We start from the raw sequence: 17255 nt of genomic DNA, 5'->3' as shown, positions 1-17255 counted from the left end.
AGTAAAAGTATTTTTGTCTGTTTCTTCGGTACAATAAATGTTTATGCTTAGCTAAAAGCTCTTCTGCGCTTAACTGATCTACTCTCGTTTTCAGTGCGGCAAAGATAACTACTTATTAACACACAAAACAAGTTTACTTAACATAAAGTTTACATCCCAATAACATTTTAACCCTAATACACTGGCGCACAATATGAAAAATTTTAAACAAATGTTTGAAGGGACAAGGTTACAAAGTGAAAAGGTAGGAGTATGGGAGAGAATTAGACGGAAAATGAGGAATGGGAGTGTCTCTCTTACTATAAGAATATACATATAGGGTTATTTATTATTACTACTCTACTATTCTATTAATTTACTAAAGTTTCTGATTTCTGATTTACCTTCTCAACTATTATAATAGATGTAATAGTGATAAAAAGCAGGAAACATTTTTTTCGATTCCTTACATTTGTACTACATTCTGAATTTAAAGAATGAAATGAGTTATATATGATTGATAAAAAATATAAGGTTACAGTTCACACTGATACCAACCACTACGAATATTCTACAATTACCCACGATGAAAATAAAGTCAGAATCTACACATTAAAAAATGGCCTTAAGGTTTTCCTTGCTCAAAATTTTGATGCTCCAAGAATTCAAACCTTTATTCCGGTAAGAACGGGAAGCAATAATGATCCCGCAGATAATACAGGTCTGGCCCATTACCTTGAGCATATGATGTTCAAAGGCACCTCCAGAATAGGGACTCAAAACTGGGAGAAAGAAAAGCAGCTCATTGATCAGATTTCAATATTATACGAAGAGCATAAGGCGGAGCAGAATCCTGAAAAGAAAAAGGAAATCTATAAAAAGATTGATGAAGTTTCACAGGAAGCATCCAAATATGCCATCGCCAATGAATACGACAAGGCTATTTCTTCATTGGGAGCAAGCGGAACCAATGCCCATACCTGGTTCGATGAAACAGTCTATAAGAACAACATTCCGAATAACGAACTTGAAAAATGGTTAAAAATAGAGAAGGAAAGGTTCTCTGAAATTGTACTTCGCCTTTTTCATACTGAACTGGAATCTGTATATGAAGAGTTCAACAGAGCACAGGACAATGACACAAGACTTGTGAATTACGAACTGATGGACGCTCTTTTCCCAACACATCCCAATGGGCAGCAAACGACGTTAGGAAAGCCTGAACATTTAAAAAATCCATCTATGAAGGCTATTCACAAATATTTTGATGAATATTATGTTCCTAATAATTACGCTATGGTGCTGGTGGGGGATCTTGATTTTGAAAAAACCATTCAATTGATCGATCAATATTTTGGAACTTTACCTTATAAAGAGCTCCCCAGGAAAACACCAATTGTTGAAAAGCCCATTACAGAAATTGTAAAAAGAACTGTAAAAAGTCCTACTACTCCACGGGTTCAACTGGCATGGAGAACAGAGAGCTACGGAACACGGGAAGCCATGCTGGCTGATGTAGTAGCCAATATCCTTAGCAACAGAGGGGAAGCCGGTCTATTGGACCTCCATATCAACCAGACTCAAAAGATGCTTTGGGCACAGGCATTCTCTGTAGGACTGAAACAGTACGGTTATTTTTCTATTGTAGCTGTTCCGAAAGAAACGCAAACGCTGGATGAAGCAAAGGAAATGGTATTGGAAGAGATTGAATTGATCAAAAAAGGAGATTTCCCGGACTGGATGCTTCCGGCGATCATTAATGATTTTAAGCTTCAGAGAATGAAAGGCTTCGAAACGGCAGAAGGACTGGCTACCACTCTTTATGACTGTTATATAAAAGGAAGAACCTGGGAGCAGGAGCTTGATGAAATGGATATATATTCAAGTTTCACTAAAGATGATATCGTAAGTTTTGCCAATGCTTTTTTCAAAGAAAATTATGTTATTATTAATAAAGAAAAAGGAGTTAACGACAGGTTATTAAGAGTTGAAAATCCGGGTATCACTCCGGTAAAGATCAACCGCGATGTTCAGTCTGAGTTTTTAAAAGAGATTTTATCTGATAAAACTGATGATATACAGCCTGAGTTCATCGATTATAAAAAAGAAATAGTCACTGATGATAGTAAAGGAAAGAAACTGAGTTTTGTCAAAAACAAATACAATGATATCGCCCAGGTTCATTTTATTTTCCCTTTCGGAAGTGATCATGACAGAGATTGGGGAATATCCACTCAATTGCTTCAGTACCTGGGAACCGACACGCTTTCTCCTGAAGATCTGAAAAAGGAATTCTTTAAAATCGGAATCAGTAATGATTTTAAAACAACAAACGACCAGCTGCTCATCTCTTTAAGTGGACTGGAGGAAAATATGGAAAAAGGAATTGCCCTGCTTCAGCATTGGCTGCACGAGGTAAAACCGGATCAGGATGTATATAATCAATTTGTAGGCACTGTACTGGAAAACCGCCAGGCCATCAAGAAAGATAAAAACCGTATCATGACTGCTCTTACCAACTATACCAAACTGGGAAGCACATCTCGTTTTACCGATGTTATCTCGAAAGAAGAGCTTGAAAGCAGCAACCCGGAAGTCTTTACCAACCGGATGAAAGAACTTTTCAAATATCCATATCAGGTATTTTTCTACGGAAAAGATTTTGAAAATTTCAAAGGATATATCGGAAAGTATACGGAAACGGAAAGTCTTCAGATCCCTGAGCCTAAGCAATATCCTGAGCCTGCTACGGGTGGGAATGTGTATTTCATCAATTACGATATGGTTCAGATGGAAATGAGCAAAATAGGAAAAGGAAGCCTGGTCAATCCTCAGCATTTTGGAAAGATCAATGTTTTCAATGAATATTTTGGAAGAGGTTTATCTTCAATCGTCTTCCAGGAAATGCGTGAAAGCAAGAGTCTTGCCTACTCCGCTTACGTTTCTTATGCTGCCAATTCTGAGCTGAAGCACCCGGATTATATCACAACATACATCGGGACCCAGCCTGATAAGCTTATGATTGCAGTGGATACCCTGAATGAACTGATGAATGAGCTTCCTGAGGTGCCGATACAGTTTGAAAATGCCAAAAATGCAGCATTGAAGCAGATCGCTTCAACCAGAGTCACCCGGAATAATATATTCTTCAATACGCTGAGACTAAAGAAACTGAATATTGAGCATGATTTCAGAAAGGATATCTATGAACAGATCAAAGATCTGAAGTTTGAAGATATCAGACAGTTCTATAAGACAGAAATCCAGTCTGTTCATTTTAATACAGCTATTATCGGAAAAAAAGAAAATCTGGATATGGAAGCCGTCAATAAGATGGGAACCTTCAAAGAGGTCGATCTGAAAGATATTTTCGGACATTAAAAAATAGAGGCTGTCTCAAAAGTCAAATAATTCGGCTTTTGTCATTCTGACGAAGGAAGAATCTCATTGATGGTCAGTTGTTTGAGATTCTTCATTACATTGCATTTCATTCAGAATGACACTTTTGAGACAGCCTCATTTTTATTTTATAAAGGATAACTGGAAATTGATGAATAAACAATTATAAGATTATGTCATCATACAGTCACCGTCTCCATCCTGATAATGAGGATTAAATCCCTTCGGAAGTTCCCGTAGCAGGTTTTTGTGAAAAAGATATTCTCTTTTAAAGTCACGATCATAAATTCCGGATAACCTTTTTGACTTCTCTATCGCTTCATTAAGCCTTGTCTGATAGCAGGTGAGCCCTTTCACCTTATTTTCAGCAATGAAGAAACTTAAAAAGCGAACGACTTTATCCAGGTCAGTATTTGAAAAAAGGTAAGGTATTTTAAGATATCCGTCCCGAAGCTGTAGCAGCAGACATGCTGTAAGTATATTATTTTCATCATAAATCTTCACCCAGAAATACCGGAAGACCTCAGCATAGCTTGAAAACAGATAGCTCTCCTCTTTTTTTCCTTCCAGGACCCATGGATGGTCTATAAACGTATTGATGGCTTCCGCATCACGCAGGTTTGAGAATCCGGCTATAAAATCGGCACTGTCTGTATCAATACGATTCAGTATTTCATAACGGAAATCCGGTTTTTGTGTTTTTAAGTTTTTAACCGAGATCAAAGAATTGGCTGCAATATCCAATATGTGGAAAAGAGGCTTCAATATTTTTGTTTCCGGTTTTTTTTCAGGAATAATCCCCGCCGCATCCGTTCTGAAGTAATACCGCTTTCCTTCTTTTGGAAAAACATAGTCAAAAACACCCATAATATTATAAAGCGCTTCCGCTTCCCTGGTAAATTCCGTAATGGCAATCCTTCCCTGATATTCTTCAAATACTTTTTTCAGCAATATTTTTGCAGGCCTCTTTTTTCTGAACTCCGGGCTTACATACAGGGTACTGAGCCAGGCATAATGGATTATTTTTCCATCGATAATAAACTGATCCGGAAAGCATCCAACATATCCTGCTAATTTTTCTTCATAAAAAGCCAGAATAAGAAGTGTATCTTCATCCGTTGCCTTGTGATTTTTGACTTGGGACAAGGCGCGGTGCTTCGTAATCGGGAGAAAATCATACTGCTGAAAATCTCCGGACAAGACAAAGTCTTCCAGTTCTTTTCTGTTGAATGTTTTCAGCTGTATCATTTTCTTAAAATGGTATTTTTATCTATCAGTTTTTTCAGTCTGAAATATGCCGTTTCTTTTTTCAGTATTCTTTCTCCGCTCTCTCCCATTTCCATTGGTATTCTCTGGAAATTTCTCTGTACACTGTCCAGTTTTGCACCAGCACATCCGAAGCTGCAATAGATATCTTTATTTTTAAACAGTTCATCAAAAAAATCCTTTTTTACCTGAAAGTCCGTGAAAGGAAAGGCAAAGCTTTCATACAGAAACCCATGTTCTTTTAAATAAACAAAAGTCTGATCTGTGGTTTCCATCTGTTCTTTCAAGGACAGATCTCCGTATTTCGGATGATCCCAGCTATGAGAAGAAATCCCAAATCCCTTACGGGTAAGCACTTTTAGTTCTTCGGTACTTAAATAGGGTTTGAATTCCTTTGAATAGGCTTCGAAATCAAATTCAAGTTTTTCTGCGAGAAGGTCCAGTATATTTTTTTCCTGGTAACTGATCTTTAAAATCCGTTTTTGTAAAGCTTCTCTCGTTGTGTCATTTTGAAGAGACAGAATACGGTATATTTCAGGATCTATTGTTTTCATTTTCTCCAAAACATCAATAAGCAAGCTGGCCTTGCACCTGAACATCATATCTTTATTATCTATAAAGGCAGGGTTTATAAAGTTACAGGCATAGATTCCCTTACGTTCCAGAATAGGGGCTACCGTATCATAAAATTCACTGAATCCGTCGTCGAAAGTAAGCAATGCTATTTTTTTTCCGGGTCTGAAGTTTCCCGAGGTGAAATTCTTAAACTCCTGCCAGTCCACAAACTGAAAGTGTCTGGAAATATGATCCAGGTCTTCCTCAAACTGCTTTGTGCTTTTATACCGGATCACATTCCTGATATGCAGAAGATCTTTATCAGAAACAGAGTGATATAGGGGCAAACAGTAATCCAGCGGAAATGATTTCCCGATATTATCTGCTTCAAAGGCGGCCAATACATTGATGATCCTGTCTTTCATCCTGTTTACAATAAAAAAGAATCTATTCAAAATTAAATTCAAATAGATTCTTAAAGGTATAACTTTTAAAAATTATTTTATAATCTTCATTTCGTCAACAAGCCATTTGGAATCCGCAAACTTCTCAACGATGAAAAGGATATATTTTGTATCCACCATAATGTTTCTGCTGAAACGAGGGTCATAGTTGATATCACTCATTGTCCCTTCCCACTGTCTGTCAAAGTTAAGACCGACAAGATTTCCGTTCGCATCAAGAGCCGGACTTCCGGAGTTTCCTCCTGTTGTGTGGTTGGTTGCTGTGAATCCTACAGGAACATCTCCTGTTTTATCTTTATAAATTCCGAAATCTTTCTTGTTGTAAAGATCGATCAGTTTCTTAGGAACGTCAAATTCATAATCTCCCGGCACATATTTTTCCATTACTCCCGCCAGGTGCGTCTGATAGCCATAAGAAACGGCATCTCTTGGTGTTGAACCTTTTACTTTTCCGTAGGTCACACGAAGTGTTGAGTTGGCATCCGGGAAGAATTTTCTGTCTTTATCTGTTTCCATCTGCTGTGCCATAAACTTCTTCTGCATAGCATCAATTTTTGACTGAAGAGAAGTATACTGCGGATCAGCAGCTTTCATGTAAGTTTCTTTCATAGAAACATACAGCTGATAAACGGGATCTTTTTTCAGGGTTTTGATCAGCTTGTCCTGATTAGAAAATGCTTTATCAATATCTGTAGTCAATGTTGCTCCGTTTACAGCGGCACGTCCTGTAATGATAGAGTTTTTAGACATCTCCTCTATCGCAGACATATTTGGAGCCTCATCTTTATATTTGTTGAAGCCGGCCGGTAAAAACTGGGGAGCTGTTTTATTAACGTATAAAGCCAGCAGTTTTGCAGTTACTTTAGCATCCAGTTCCGCACTGTAATCTTTGTAAAAAGAGGTTAATTTTGTTTTTAGTTTGGCAAGTTCCTTCTCATCCATTCTTCCCGCTTCTACTGCAGCTATAAAATCATAATAATCACCTGCCAGCTTCAATGTTTCAGCATTTTTTACCACTTCGGTGTAATAAGCATTGTTTAATGCATAAGGAGCCTGCTCATTGTAAAATTTATTCAACTGGTCTAAAGTTGCTTTAATTTGATGATTTTTAGCCACCAACGATCCTTCGTACATTACTTTTTTCTCAACAGCATTGGATTTTTTCAATCCTTCAACTTCACCGATCCATTTTTTCCAGTAATTGGCAACTGATGCGTATTTTGAAGCATATTTGATACGTGTTTCATTGTCAGCACGCATTTTTTCATCTAATGTTTTTAAAGCGACATCACGTACGGCAATTCTTGCAGGATCAATTTCTTTCATGATCTTCTCCACCGCTACTGCCGGAAGATATTCCGTAGTTCTTCCCGGGAATCCGAATACAAAAGTAAAATCGTTTTCATTTTTATCTTTGATAGATACCGGAAGATAATGTTTTGGAACATACGGCACATTGTCTTTTGAATATTCCGCAGGCTTATTGTTTTTGTCTGCATAGATTCTGAACATGGAGAAATCTCCGGTATGTCTAGGCCAAACCCAGTTGTCTGTATCACTACCGAATTTTCCTATGCTTTGAGGGGGTGCCCCAACAAGACGGATATCTTTATAGGTTTCGATCGTGTAAGCATAGTACTTGTTTCCATAGTACATAGGCTTTACCATAATCGACTGATAGGATTCGATTTTCTGAGAGTTTTTGTATACTTCAATATTGTTATTGATCTTTTTAGTAAGCTCAGGCTCAGTAAGATGATCTGTGCCTTCCAGTATACGGTCTGTAACTTCTTTAATATCTACAATAAAATCTACTTTTACTCCAGGATTAGGAAGTTCTCCCTGCATATTTTTAGCCCAGAAACCGTTTGAAAGAAGGTCGTTCTGAACGGTAGAATGTGCCTGGATCTGCCCATATCCACAGTGATGGTTAGTCAATAACAATCCTTTAGGCGAGATGATCTCCGCGGTACATCCGCCATTAAACTGTACTACCGCATCCTTTATGCTCGGTTTCTGAGGGTTGAAAATATCTTTGGCAGAAATCTTCATTCCCAAATCCTTCATTTCCTTTTCATTCAGCTCTGTAGGAATCCACATTCCGCCATATTGTTGTGCAAATGCCATTGCAGCCGGCAAAAGAAATACAGATAAAAGTATCTTTTTTGTCATAATCAAAATTTTGCCCCAATTTACGAAGAAAAATAAGAATGTCTTAATAAAACAGGCGGAAAAGTTGTCGAGTTTTTTTTAAATGTAAAATGTATTTATGATAATAAGTCAGGAATAAAGAATAAAGACAAGAACTGTATCACCAGCCCTTCTTCCGAAATAAGAATCCTGGAACTCATTATCTTCTCTTCTACCCTAAAAACGCTCCCACTCCCCAACTCTCAGATCTTCCTCCCTCTGGCTCGGTTTTTGTTTACTGCTAGTTACTTTATAAGAACATATTAAATCAACTATTATGATGAAAAGCAAAATGCTTATCCTGGGAATTGGCGCAGCTTTATTCCTTACTTCTTGTACCAAGGATAAAAAAGTAGGGGAACCCAGCGATTCTGTAACGGATTCTACAGCTACCGTTCAGCCTACGGCAACAGATAGTACCTCTCACATTGTGACAAGTGCACAGGGTGATACTTCTGAGAATGCATTGGACTGGAATGGTACTTACGGGGCGACTGTTCCCTGTGCTGACTGTCCTGGAATCAAGACGTCATTAACACTGAATAATGATAAGACCTTCAGCATTACGGAAGAGTACATCGACAGAAATTCTAAAAATCAGGATAAAGGTTCTTTCTCCTGGGATGCGACGGGAAGTGTTATCACCCTGGAAGGTAAAACAGCTAGATATAAATACAAGGTAGGTGAAAATATGCTTATCCAACTGGATATGGAAGGGAAAGAAATTGACGGTCCGAACAAAGATCTGTATGTATTTAAGAAAAAATAAAAATAAAGGCTCAGGCCTTTATTTTTTTGACCTATTATATAAATAATCATGGTACTCAATTCCCGTTTATAATTCGTAGACTTGAAATTCTAAAACTGATAGGCGATAATCCTGGATTCATCCATCAGCCATCTGATCACTTCTTCATGATAGGCATTTTTTCCTGAAAGCCTCCAGGTAATAGTCAAGCTTCCCTGTGTATACTGTTGCTTGATCATCATATATCTCAAATGATATTTCTGAAAAGTCTCCTCACAATGCTTAACTTCTCCTGATCCTACCAGGGTAATCTTATATTCCCGTATCTTATGATGGTTATCTATAAAGTTTTGAAGATAGGTAAGCGAACTCAAGATCAGCAGCACAAGCACTGTTCCCAACAATGAAAAATAAACGTATCCGGATCCTACAGCCATTCCGATGGAAGCCGTCGCCCAGATGGTTGTTGCTGTTGTAATCCCGTCTATTTTGCTGTCACCTTTAAAGATCACTCCGGCCCCCAGGAAACCAATTCCGGTAATGATGTTAGCTGCCAGCCTGTCCGGGTTTTCAACTCCTATTTTAATGGAAAGTATGGTAAACAGACAGGAGCCAAAGCATACCAGAATAAAGGTACGAAGTCCTGCCGACTTATTCCTGTATTCTCTCTCCGCACCAATCATTAATCCCAGAATGACGGAAATCAAAATCAGCAGCAGTTCGTTTTTGACTACATAATGGTCCTGAAGAAAATCCATTTTTTCAATTTTAAGTGTAGAATAAAATTACAATAAAAAAATTTATCCGTAATTTCAATCATCCCATTTTGTTTAGGGACAAGAAGATTTTATTTGACTGAAAACTTTCGTAATATTACAGTCTGAATAAACATAGATGCAGAGCATCAATAAAGTAAAATTAACATTCAATATATTTTCCAATGGATAAAGAAATTTCACACTTCTGGTTAGGATATTTTAAAAATGAAGAAGACTTTTATGATTTTGTAGAAGAGGATGAAAACTACTATATAGAAGAGGAAACTGAGGACCAGTACATTTCAAAATTCGCAGAGTCACAGAGCATAAAATGGTTTGATGATGATTTTATAGAGTATGGCTTCGAAGATGAACATCTTGGACTGTATGAAAAATTTTCTGATTATTCCTATGCAGATCAATGGTTGCCAGTCCTTGAAAGCAAACTTAATGAAATGAATCTTGACACGCCGGTGAACGCCATTATTTTTGCAAGCAGGTTTGTTATTCCCAACCCTGTTTCTGTAGATGGAGAGGAAAACAAGCTTTATTATATGGGTGAGATTGAATTCAATACGATATAAACAAGAGCCTATTTATTTAATAGCTTATTTTATTGTCACTAATGCAAGAATAAAAATAAAGGATTCATGCATTAGTGGCTAAAAGAAAAAGACCATCTCACATGAGACAGTCTTATGTATATCATTTTTTATACTCGTTATCAATGCGCTTCCAGCCAGTTATCTCCTACTCCAATTTCTACCAATAATGGAACCTGAGTTTTTAAAGCGCTTTCCATTTCGGTTTTAATTAATTTTGAAACGGCTTCAACCTCATCGGCCGGAGATTCAAATACCAATTCGTCATGTACCTGGAGCAACATTCTGGTTTTTAACTGCTGCTCTTCCAGCTCTCTGTCGATTTTGATCATCGCAATTTTCACAATATCCGCCGCACTTCCCTGAACAGGAGCATTTACAGCATTTCTTTCAGCATGGCCTCTTACTACAAAGTTGTTGGAATTGATATCTTTTAAATGACGTTTTCTTCCTAAAATAGTTTCAACATAACCTACCTGACGTGCTTTGCTTACCTGTTCCGCCATATATTCCTTCAGTTTCGGGTAAGTTTCAAAATAGGCTTCAATCATCTGTTTGGCTTCTGTACGGGATAATCCTGTCTGTTCCGCAAGAGCGAAAGCTCCCTGTCCATAGATAATTCCAAAGTTTACGGTTTTAGCCTGGCCTCTTTGAGTCTTGGAAACCTCTTCTAATGGAATTTTAAAAAGTTTCGCTGCTGTGGAAGCATGGATATCTTCTCCGTTCTGGAAAGCCTGAATCATGTTTTCTTCTCCTGAGATCTCAGCAATGAGACGAAGCTCAATCTGTGAGTAATCGGCAGAGATAATTTTCTTTCCTTCCCCGGAAACAAAGGCTCCACGGATCTGCTGTCCTCTCAATGTCCGGATCGGAATATTCTGAAGGTTCGGATTCACACTTGCCAGACGACCTGTAGCGGCTGTAGTCTGTGAGAAGTTGGTATGTACCCTGTCATCTTTTTTCTCAATCTGTGAAGGCAGCGCATCCACATAGGTTGATTTTAATTTCTGATAGGTTCTGTATTCCAGAATATGCTTGATGATCTCATGTTTTGAAGCCAGTTTCTGAAGCACATCTTCTGAAGTCGCGTATTGCCCAGTTTTCGTTTTTTTCGCCTTCGGATCAAGCTGCATTTTTTCAAAGAGAATTTCCCCCAACTGTCTTGGTGAATTCATGTTGAATTCTTCTCCTGAAATTTCAAAAATGATAGATTCCAATTGTTTCAGGTCATTTTCAAGATCAATGCTTTCCTGGGCGAGCCATTTTTCATCTAAAGAAATTCCTGCAAGTTCCATTTTTGCAAGCACCTTCATTAAAGGCATTTCGATATTGTAGAAAAGTTCTTCCAGGTTTTCCTTTTTCAATTGCGGAGCAAACAATTCGTACAGCTGGAACGTTACGTCTGCATCTTCAGCAGCATAATCGGTCTGTGTTCTAAGGTCCGCATCTCTGAAGTTACCCTGCTTTTTACCTTTTTTTCCGATAATGGTTTCAATAGATACCGGCTTGTAATTCAGATATACTTCCGAAAGATAGTCCATCCCATGTCTTCCGTCAGGATTCAATAGATAGTGGGCAATCATTGTATCGAACATAGCACCTTTAACGGTGATGTCGTACTGTTTTAATATTTTATAATCGTATTTTAAATTGTGAGCAATTTTAAGCAGGTCTTCTTTTTCAAAAAACGGTCTGAAGATCTCCAGGGTCTGAAGCACTTCATTTCTATCCTCAGAAAAGGGGATGTAGTAGGCCAGCCCTTTTTTGTAGGAGAAGCTCATTCCAACCAATTCTGCTTCCAATTCATTTAACGAGGTAGTTTCTGTATCGAAACAAACAGCTCTTTGCTTTAAGAGGTTTTCCACCAGCTTTTTCTGGGCCTTCGGATTATTGATGAACTGATAAAGGTGGTCGTTCTGCTCAATCGTTGATTTTGTAGAGGTTGCCTCCTCCAGCTCTTCGAAATTGGCAAAAAGATCAAGCTGCATCGCTTTTCCTTTCATTTCTGCTCCTGTCGGTGTCTGCTTGACTTCCACTTCACTTACCAAGACAGTTTCTGTAGGTGCCGGAGCAAAAGCTCTGTAAAGGTTTTCATACAGTCTTCTGAATTCTATTTCATCAAAGACTTCTTTTACTTTTTCAAAGTCAGGGGTTTCAAGGTCATATTGTTCCTGATGGAATTCTACAGGGGCATCACAAATGATAGTCGCCAATTTTTTAGACAAAATACCACGTTCTGCAGAAGCTTCAACCTTTTCCTTCAGTTTTCCTTTCAGCTTATCTGTATTCGCCAGCAGTTTTTCAATGCTTCCGAATTCTTTAAGAAACTTCATAGCGGTTTTCTCTCCTACTCCTTCCAACCCTGGAATATTGTCTACCGCATCTCCCATCATCGCAAGGAAATCAATGACCTGCTTTGGATCTTCAATCTCGTATTTTGCCTTTACCTCATCTACACCGAGAATTTCTATATCTCCTCCTTTTAAGCCTGGCTTATAAATCTTAATGTTATCTGTGACCAATTGGGCAAAGTCCTTATCCGGAGTCACCATAAAAGTGGTATATCCTTCTTTTTCTGCTTTGCATGCAATGGTTCCTATCACATCATCCGCTTCATAACCTTCTATTCCCAGAATCGGAATGTGCATCGCCTCCAGAATCCTGTGAATGTATGGAACGGCAATTTTGATGGCTTCAGGCGTTTCACTTCTATTGGCCTTATAGTCTGAAAAATCTTCAGTTCTCACACTTGCTTGCCCTACATCAAAAACAACCGCCAAATGGGTTGGCTTTTCTCTTCTGATCAACTCGATCAGGGAGTTGGTAAATCCAAAGATGGCAGAAGTATCCAGCCCTGTACTGGTGAGTCTTGGATTCCTGATCAATGCGTAATATCCTCTGAAAATCATCGCATAGGCATCGATGAGAAACAGCCTTTTATCTTGTGTTGCGTCCATATTATCTATAATGAACAAATATAAGAAAATAGGAAGATAAGTTGCTAGTTTTGGAGTGTGGGGTTCGGTTTGATAAAAAACAGAACAGTACACTCAACGAGCATACTGTTCTATTTATTTTTTAAGTTGTACCGGCTTATTTACCTGCTGAAGGCCATAATCCAGCGTACTGAGAAGTACCGTAGTCAATTGTTTCTGCACTTATAACGAAGCTAATCAGCATACTGTTGCTGTCGATAGCATCGAAATCTACTTCGTGCTGGATCACATATCCGTTTTCCCACTTCAAAGTGATCAATGTTCCTTCTTCGTGAGATTTGTTGAAAGTGATCTCTCCTACGGTTGGCTTATATTTTCCGTTCAATAAGCTTTCAAGGATGTCTGATTTTTCAGTAGCTTCTACTGTAACTTTGATCAATGCATTGGAAGGATCTGATGCTACACGTCCGGATACATCTGTAGATCTGGATACGCTGTAGTTCATCTTTAATAATTTCTGTCCTTCGCCGTTGTTGAATTTTAAGATTCCTCTTGAATTTCTTTCTGCCATGATTGTAAATTTTAATCGTTAGTAATAAATTGTTAATTCAATAATTATATAACAAAGATAAAACGGTAGTTTTTGAAAAAAAAGCTTTTGGAAGGAAATCTGAAAAATTGTAGTAATTCTACGATTTCATGTCGTAATTCTACGACATTGGAGATAAAAACATACACAAATATCTAATAATAAATATTTTAACTATTACATTAAAACAATTAAAAAACACAAACTAATACACAATTAAGGGAAATATTATACATGAAAATGATTTTTATTGAAGCTTAAAAATCATTCTAATTTCCTATACTTCTGTTATGGTTTGGATGTAAAAGTGTCTTTTGGAAATTTGCCAACAGGTATTTTGTATTTTGACGCTTCATCGTCTAAAAATAGAACATATTTATTGCTAGTTTTGTTCAGCAGTAATGGTAACACCACCTCCTGATTGATTTGCAAAGGAATCTGCCAATACATTAAAAGTCCATTCATTAAGAGGAGATACCAGTAAAGGAAGTATAAGTCCTATTCCATTCATTCCTCCAAAGCCTTTGGCAGTCTCAGCCTTCATTCCTTTATTGGTTTCAGCTCTATGCTGATTAATTACTCTATTTCCTTTATTGCTTGTTTTTACTCTTGGAAGAATTTTTCCGCTGCCTTTTCGCTTCATAGCTTCTACAGCCTGAGCTCCGGATTTTGTTTTCTTCATTTCAGCAACGATTTCAGCAATTCTGGCCTCACGTTGTGCACGGGTGCCTTTCAGGTTCATAATTTCTTTGATGTACTTTTCGTTCTGATTTTGTCTGTACTTATCATAAGAATGATATAGCAGGTTTTCGGCAGCACTTGTTTGTGATGTTCCTATATATGGATCATCTGGTGTATCCACAGTAAAAGAACTCTCCAATTCTTTGCGGGAAGCCAGCATCTGATCGTAAGCAGTACTTTTATCATCGCTACTGAAGATTCCCTGCATTCCCTGTGCTTCCCAATAGGAAATGGGCTGAAATATCAGATATGCTCCTACTATTCCTACTGTTGCTTCTGTTCCTCCTGCTAAAAGACCACTACCAAGACCACCTGTTGATCCCGCTGCATACCCTACTGCAAAGCCGAACAAACCTGATATAACTGCTGTAAGACCTACTTCCCCCATATTCCTAAAAGCAACATTCCTGGCTGCTGATTTTGCTTCTTCTTCATCTATGAATGGAGTCAAAATTCCAGGACCTACAGAACATGTCATAAATGAGGATAAATTCACAGCTTTATTTCCTTCAAATTTAACAGAAGGGTGTGGATTTTTCCATTCAACTAAATTGGGATTACATTTTGTAGCATTTGATTTCAGCGCAAATGTAAGTCCCGTACCAATAACAACCGTTGCCACTACCCCAATGATTATAGCCCCTACGCCAAAAGTTAAAACAGAAAATGCTACGGCAGCACCGATGGCAAGTCCTGAAATCAGCCCGCCAATAAAGAATCCCCATCCTGCAGCCTGTCCCCAATTAGATTTGCACTCAAAGTCATCTTTAAGAATCAAATCAACTTCTGTTAAAAGTGGCTTCTTTTCAGATTTATATATTACAGAAAGATTCCATAAATCAGGATTTGCTAAAATATTACCAGGCGAAGGGTTTACCTGTTGAGAACAAACAATAAATGTTTCCTGAGGAAGATATTTACTCATGAGTATATTTTTTTTTCATTAATAGACTTGTTGATGAACCTATTGTACTTTTTGCATTTTCGATATCAATATCAAAATATTTCACGTATGAATTAATGAACTCCTGATAAGCATTATTATCTTCATCTTCACACAAAATCACATACCGTGTACCATTCTTCTGTTCTATTATAAGCCATTTTGATAAATGGGTAAACCTGTTTATATAAAAAACAGATGCCTTAATTTCATTTTTTTTAAATATATATTTTTTGTTACCTGTAGAAGTCATTACCTGATTTTCTGACCAGTCTATTTTTATCAAATGCTTTCTCAGTATTGTTTGTTGATACAAATAATACATAACCAGAAAGAAAACACCTAATAATGGTAAAGATATTACAATTAACAATAGCGGGCTCTTCGCTCTAAAAAGGACCTGAAATGCTTCCATATGAGGTGTCAATATTTTATACAGAACTATTGCATACACTATATAAATCATAAACCCCACAACTAAAGACGTATATACAATAGACATTGGCAATATTGAGCCCGAAAAAGAGTTTCCAAGATGGTGGTACTCTTCTGTTGATGTGTCCTTAATATATTGCTTAAAAGATTTTACAGATATCCCCTTGGGATGTTTTCTCAAATTTGTATTCAATATACTTTTAATACTAAATGTTTTTTCAGTAGTAGAAAATTGAAGATCCTCTTTTTTTATAAATACCTCATTTTGATTTCCAGTATATACTGTAAGCTGATCCTTATCTGTTTTACTGATATAGAAATTTTTAGAAAATCTATTGAGCAAAACTATATATAGAATAATAAAAAGAGACAGATAAAAGAAAAATAATATACCAATAGGGATATATTTCCCAAAATAATTTTCGAGGTTATCCTGATGAATATTTAAATAATCCCATCCTGGAATAATATATGAAATGAAAAGGCACAATACCAGAGACACGATCAAGAGTATCACCTTTGTCGAAAAATCAGGGTATGAACGAAATACGAACTTATTAACCGCCATTATTTATTCTTTTCAGGTTAAATATACATTCAGATTTTATATTATTTTCAATATTTTCAATAATTGACAATTCAGCTTTTTCCAGAATCTTTGTCTTCAAATTATAAGTGAACAGATTCCTCATATCCAGTTTGTATTCTGAAAACTTATATTTTATCAAAGGCCGATGGTATTTTTCATAACCCTGGGTTACTTTCTCTAACAACTCTTCAGACTCAACGGTCTCCCAAACCTTTCTGATTGTAATAAGATCTCCTTCTTTTTTAAGGATATCATACCTCATCTTCATAGGTACCTGTACATCTGGAAAAAGCTGAGACTGATAGATATAATCTTCTTTTCCCAGATTTTCTTCATCATTATAAAGATATTTGTCCAGTACAGCGAGATAAAAAAGATCTCTGTTATAGTCTTTTTGGTCGTTATATTGATCTGAAAACTGAAAATCTCCTTCCTTCAGGAGCTTTTCATATTCTTTTGGTTGAGTCTGTCTTATAACTTTTACAAATTCGATTTCGTTGAGCTTGTTTTTTTTAAACTGCTCCCAATTTACCTTCAATTTATCTTTATCAACAATTCTGGAAAATCTTCCAAGCTGGTTGATTTCTACCAAACAGTTATTTCTAATATAGTCAACTTCAGATACAAAATCAAAAACACGTGACAATGCTGGTGGATTAAACTCATAAAAAAAATCGCAAAGTTTTACCTGTACCACATGATTTGTAAGATTAAATTTCAACTCATATTCTTTTTTAAGCTGGGAATAACTCTTTACATCATCTTCTATTCTGGTTATATTCAATTGCTCCGCTCTATATCTGGCTTTTTGTTCAAATGCTGTATAATCAAGATCCTTTTTCTCCTCTTTATCCTTTTGGAGAGGTATGATAACAGTATTAATATGAATGGGCAGGTAATCTCCAAAAAACTGCTGGGTAACAGGTGAATGTAAGTTATGAAAGGCCAGCAACTCTTTGCCTGTCATCTGATATCTTTCTGCTATTGATTCTAATGTATCTCCTTTTTTTATCTGATGCTTACTATATTCCATAAAATGGATTTCTGATTATTTTATAGTT

12 protein-coding genes are annotated in these 17255 nt (G+C 37.0%); 3 read left to right on the top strand and 9 right to left on the bottom strand.

All coding sequences use genetic code 11. The annotated features are described in order from the left end of the window. Positions 1-492: 492 nt before the first annotated feature. Positions 493-3360, top strand: coding sequence for a M16 family metallopeptidase (locus AC4IF5_RS19800; RefSeq protein ID WP_490737577.1), 2868 nt, complete (start codon positions 493-495; stop codon positions 3358-3360). A 189-nt stretch (positions 3361-3549) separates the two neighbouring features. On the opposite strand, the gene AC4IF5_RS19795 is transcribed toward AC4IF5_RS19800, so the two are convergent. The 3 genes from AC4IF5_RS19795 to AC4IF5_RS19785 are packed head-to-tail and all read right to left on the bottom strand — an operon-like array spanning position 3550 to position 7835. Beyond that, complete coding sequence (locus tag AC4IF5_RS19795; RefSeq protein WP_490737575.1) at positions 3550-4626, bottom strand: GNAT family N-acetyltransferase; 1077 nt, start codon at positions 4624-4626, stop codon at positions 3550-3552. Continuing rightward, positions 4623-5654 (bottom strand): polysaccharide deacetylase family protein, encoded by a 1032-nt coding sequence (locus AC4IF5_RS19790; protein ID WP_490737574.1) that lies wholly within the window; start codon positions 5652-5654, stop codon positions 4623-4625. Before AC4IF5_RS19790 ends, AC4IF5_RS19795 begins: the two co-directional genes overlap by 4 nt. A gap of 42 nt (positions 5655-5696) precedes the next feature. Beyond that, positions 5697-7835, bottom strand: a complete 2139-nt coding sequence (locus AC4IF5_RS19785) for a S46 family peptidase (RefSeq protein ID WP_490737573.1) — start codon at positions 7833-7835, stop codon at positions 5697-5699. Positions 7836-8130: 295 nt separating this feature from the next. On the opposite strand from AC4IF5_RS19785, the gene AC4IF5_RS19780 reads away from it, so the two are divergent. Continuing rightward, the gene (locus AC4IF5_RS19780) at positions 8131-8622 is read left to right on the top strand and encodes a copper resistance protein NlpE (RefSeq protein ID WP_490737572.1); all 492 of its coding nucleotides are present in this window, start codon (positions 8131-8133) and stop codon (positions 8620-8622) included. A gap of 89 nt (positions 8623-8711) precedes the next feature. Here AC4IF5_RS19780 and AC4IF5_RS19775 read toward each other — a convergent pair whose 3' ends face one another. Beyond that, on the bottom strand, positions 8712-9359 hold the full coding sequence (locus tag AC4IF5_RS19775; protein WP_490737570.1) for an MgtC/SapB family protein: 648 nt from the start codon (positions 9357-9359) through the stop codon (positions 8712-8714). 182 nt (positions 9360-9541) lie between these two features. On the opposite strand from AC4IF5_RS19775, the gene AC4IF5_RS19770 reads away from it, so the two are divergent. Beyond that, the gene (locus AC4IF5_RS19770; protein WP_490737569.1) at positions 9542-9943 is read left to right on the top strand and encodes an immunity 22 family protein; all 402 of its coding nucleotides are present in this window, start codon (positions 9542-9544) and stop codon (positions 9941-9943) included. A 140-nt stretch (positions 9944-10083) separates the two neighbouring features. Here the strand turns inward: AC4IF5_RS19770 and polA are convergent, their stop codons facing one another. The 5 genes from polA to AC4IF5_RS19745 form a co-directional block, all read right to left on the bottom strand. Beyond that, positions 10084-12918: a DNA polymerase I gene (polA, locus tag AC4IF5_RS19765; protein WP_490737568.1), complete on the bottom strand. Its 2835-nt coding sequence runs from the start codon at positions 12916-12918 to the stop codon at positions 10084-10086. A gap of 136 nt (positions 12919-13054) precedes the next feature. Then, positions 13055-13468, bottom strand: coding sequence for a type VI secretion system tube protein TssD (tssD, locus tag AC4IF5_RS19760; protein ID WP_062675331.1), 414 nt, complete (start codon positions 13466-13468; stop codon positions 13055-13057). Between the two features lie 400 nt (positions 13469-13868). Then, entirely contained in the window at positions 13869-15152 is a 1284-nt protein-coding gene (locus tag AC4IF5_RS19755) for a hypothetical protein (RefSeq protein ID WP_490737565.1), read from the bottom strand. Next, positions 15145-16173: an Asp23/Gls24 family envelope stress response protein gene (locus AC4IF5_RS19750; RefSeq protein WP_490737564.1), complete on the bottom strand. Its 1029-nt coding sequence runs from the start codon at positions 16171-16173 to the stop codon at positions 15145-15147. The genes AC4IF5_RS19755 and AC4IF5_RS19750 overlap by 8 nt, the downstream gene beginning before the upstream one ends. Beyond that, positions 16163-17227, bottom strand: coding sequence for a LysM peptidoglycan-binding domain-containing protein (locus tag AC4IF5_RS19745; RefSeq protein WP_490737562.1), 1065 nt, complete (start codon positions 17225-17227; stop codon positions 16163-16165). The genes AC4IF5_RS19750 and AC4IF5_RS19745 overlap by 11 nt, the downstream gene beginning before the upstream one ends. Positions 17228-17255: the final 28 nt, after the last annotated feature.

This window comes from Chryseobacterium sp. UF-290 (genome assembly GCF_058245615.1).
Note: the sequence above shows the minus strand (reverse complement) of the source record. Positions and strands in the feature narration are given on the sequence as shown.

Excerpts from the sequence above, each read along its gene's own strand:
- AC4IF5_RS19800 (WP_490737577.1), top strand. The coding sequence starts at position 493 with ATGATTGATAAAAAATATAAGGTTACAGTTCACACTGATACCAACCAC.
- AC4IF5_RS19795 (WP_490737575.1), bottom strand. The coding sequence starts at position 4,626 with ATGATACAGCTGAAAACATTCAACAGAAAAGAACTGGAAGACTTTGTC.
- AC4IF5_RS19785 (WP_490737573.1), bottom strand. The coding sequence starts at position 7,835 with ATGACAAAAAAGATACTTTTATCTGTATTTCTTTTGCCGGCTGCAATG.
- AC4IF5_RS19780 (WP_490737572.1), top strand. The coding sequence starts at position 8,131 with ATGATGAAAAGCAAAATGCTTATCCTGGGAATTGGCGCAGCTTTATTC.
- AC4IF5_RS19775 (WP_490737570.1), bottom strand. The coding sequence starts at position 9,359 with ATGGATTTTCTTCAGGACCATTATGTAGTCAAAAACGAACTGCTGCTG.
- AC4IF5_RS19770 (WP_490737569.1), top strand. The coding sequence starts at position 9,542 with ATGGATAAAGAAATTTCACACTTCTGGTTAGGATATTTTAAAAATGAA.
- polA (WP_490737568.1), bottom strand. The coding sequence starts at position 12,918 with ATGGACGCAACACAAGATAAAAGGCTGTTTCTCATCGATGCCTATGCG.
- tssD (WP_062675331.1), bottom strand. The coding sequence starts at position 13,468 with ATGGCAGAAAGAAATTCAAGAGGAATCTTAAAATTCAACAACGGCGAA.
- AC4IF5_RS19755 (WP_490737565.1), bottom strand. The coding sequence starts at position 15,152 with ATGAGTAAATATCTTCCTCAGGAAACATTTATTGTTTGTTCTCAACAG.
- AC4IF5_RS19750 (WP_490737564.1), bottom strand. The coding sequence starts at position 16,173 with ATGGCGGTTAATAAGTTCGTATTTCGTTCATACCCTGATTTTTCGACA.
- AC4IF5_RS19745 (WP_490737562.1), bottom strand. The coding sequence starts at position 17,227 with ATGGAATATAGTAAGCATCAGATAAAAAAAGGAGATACATTAGAATCA.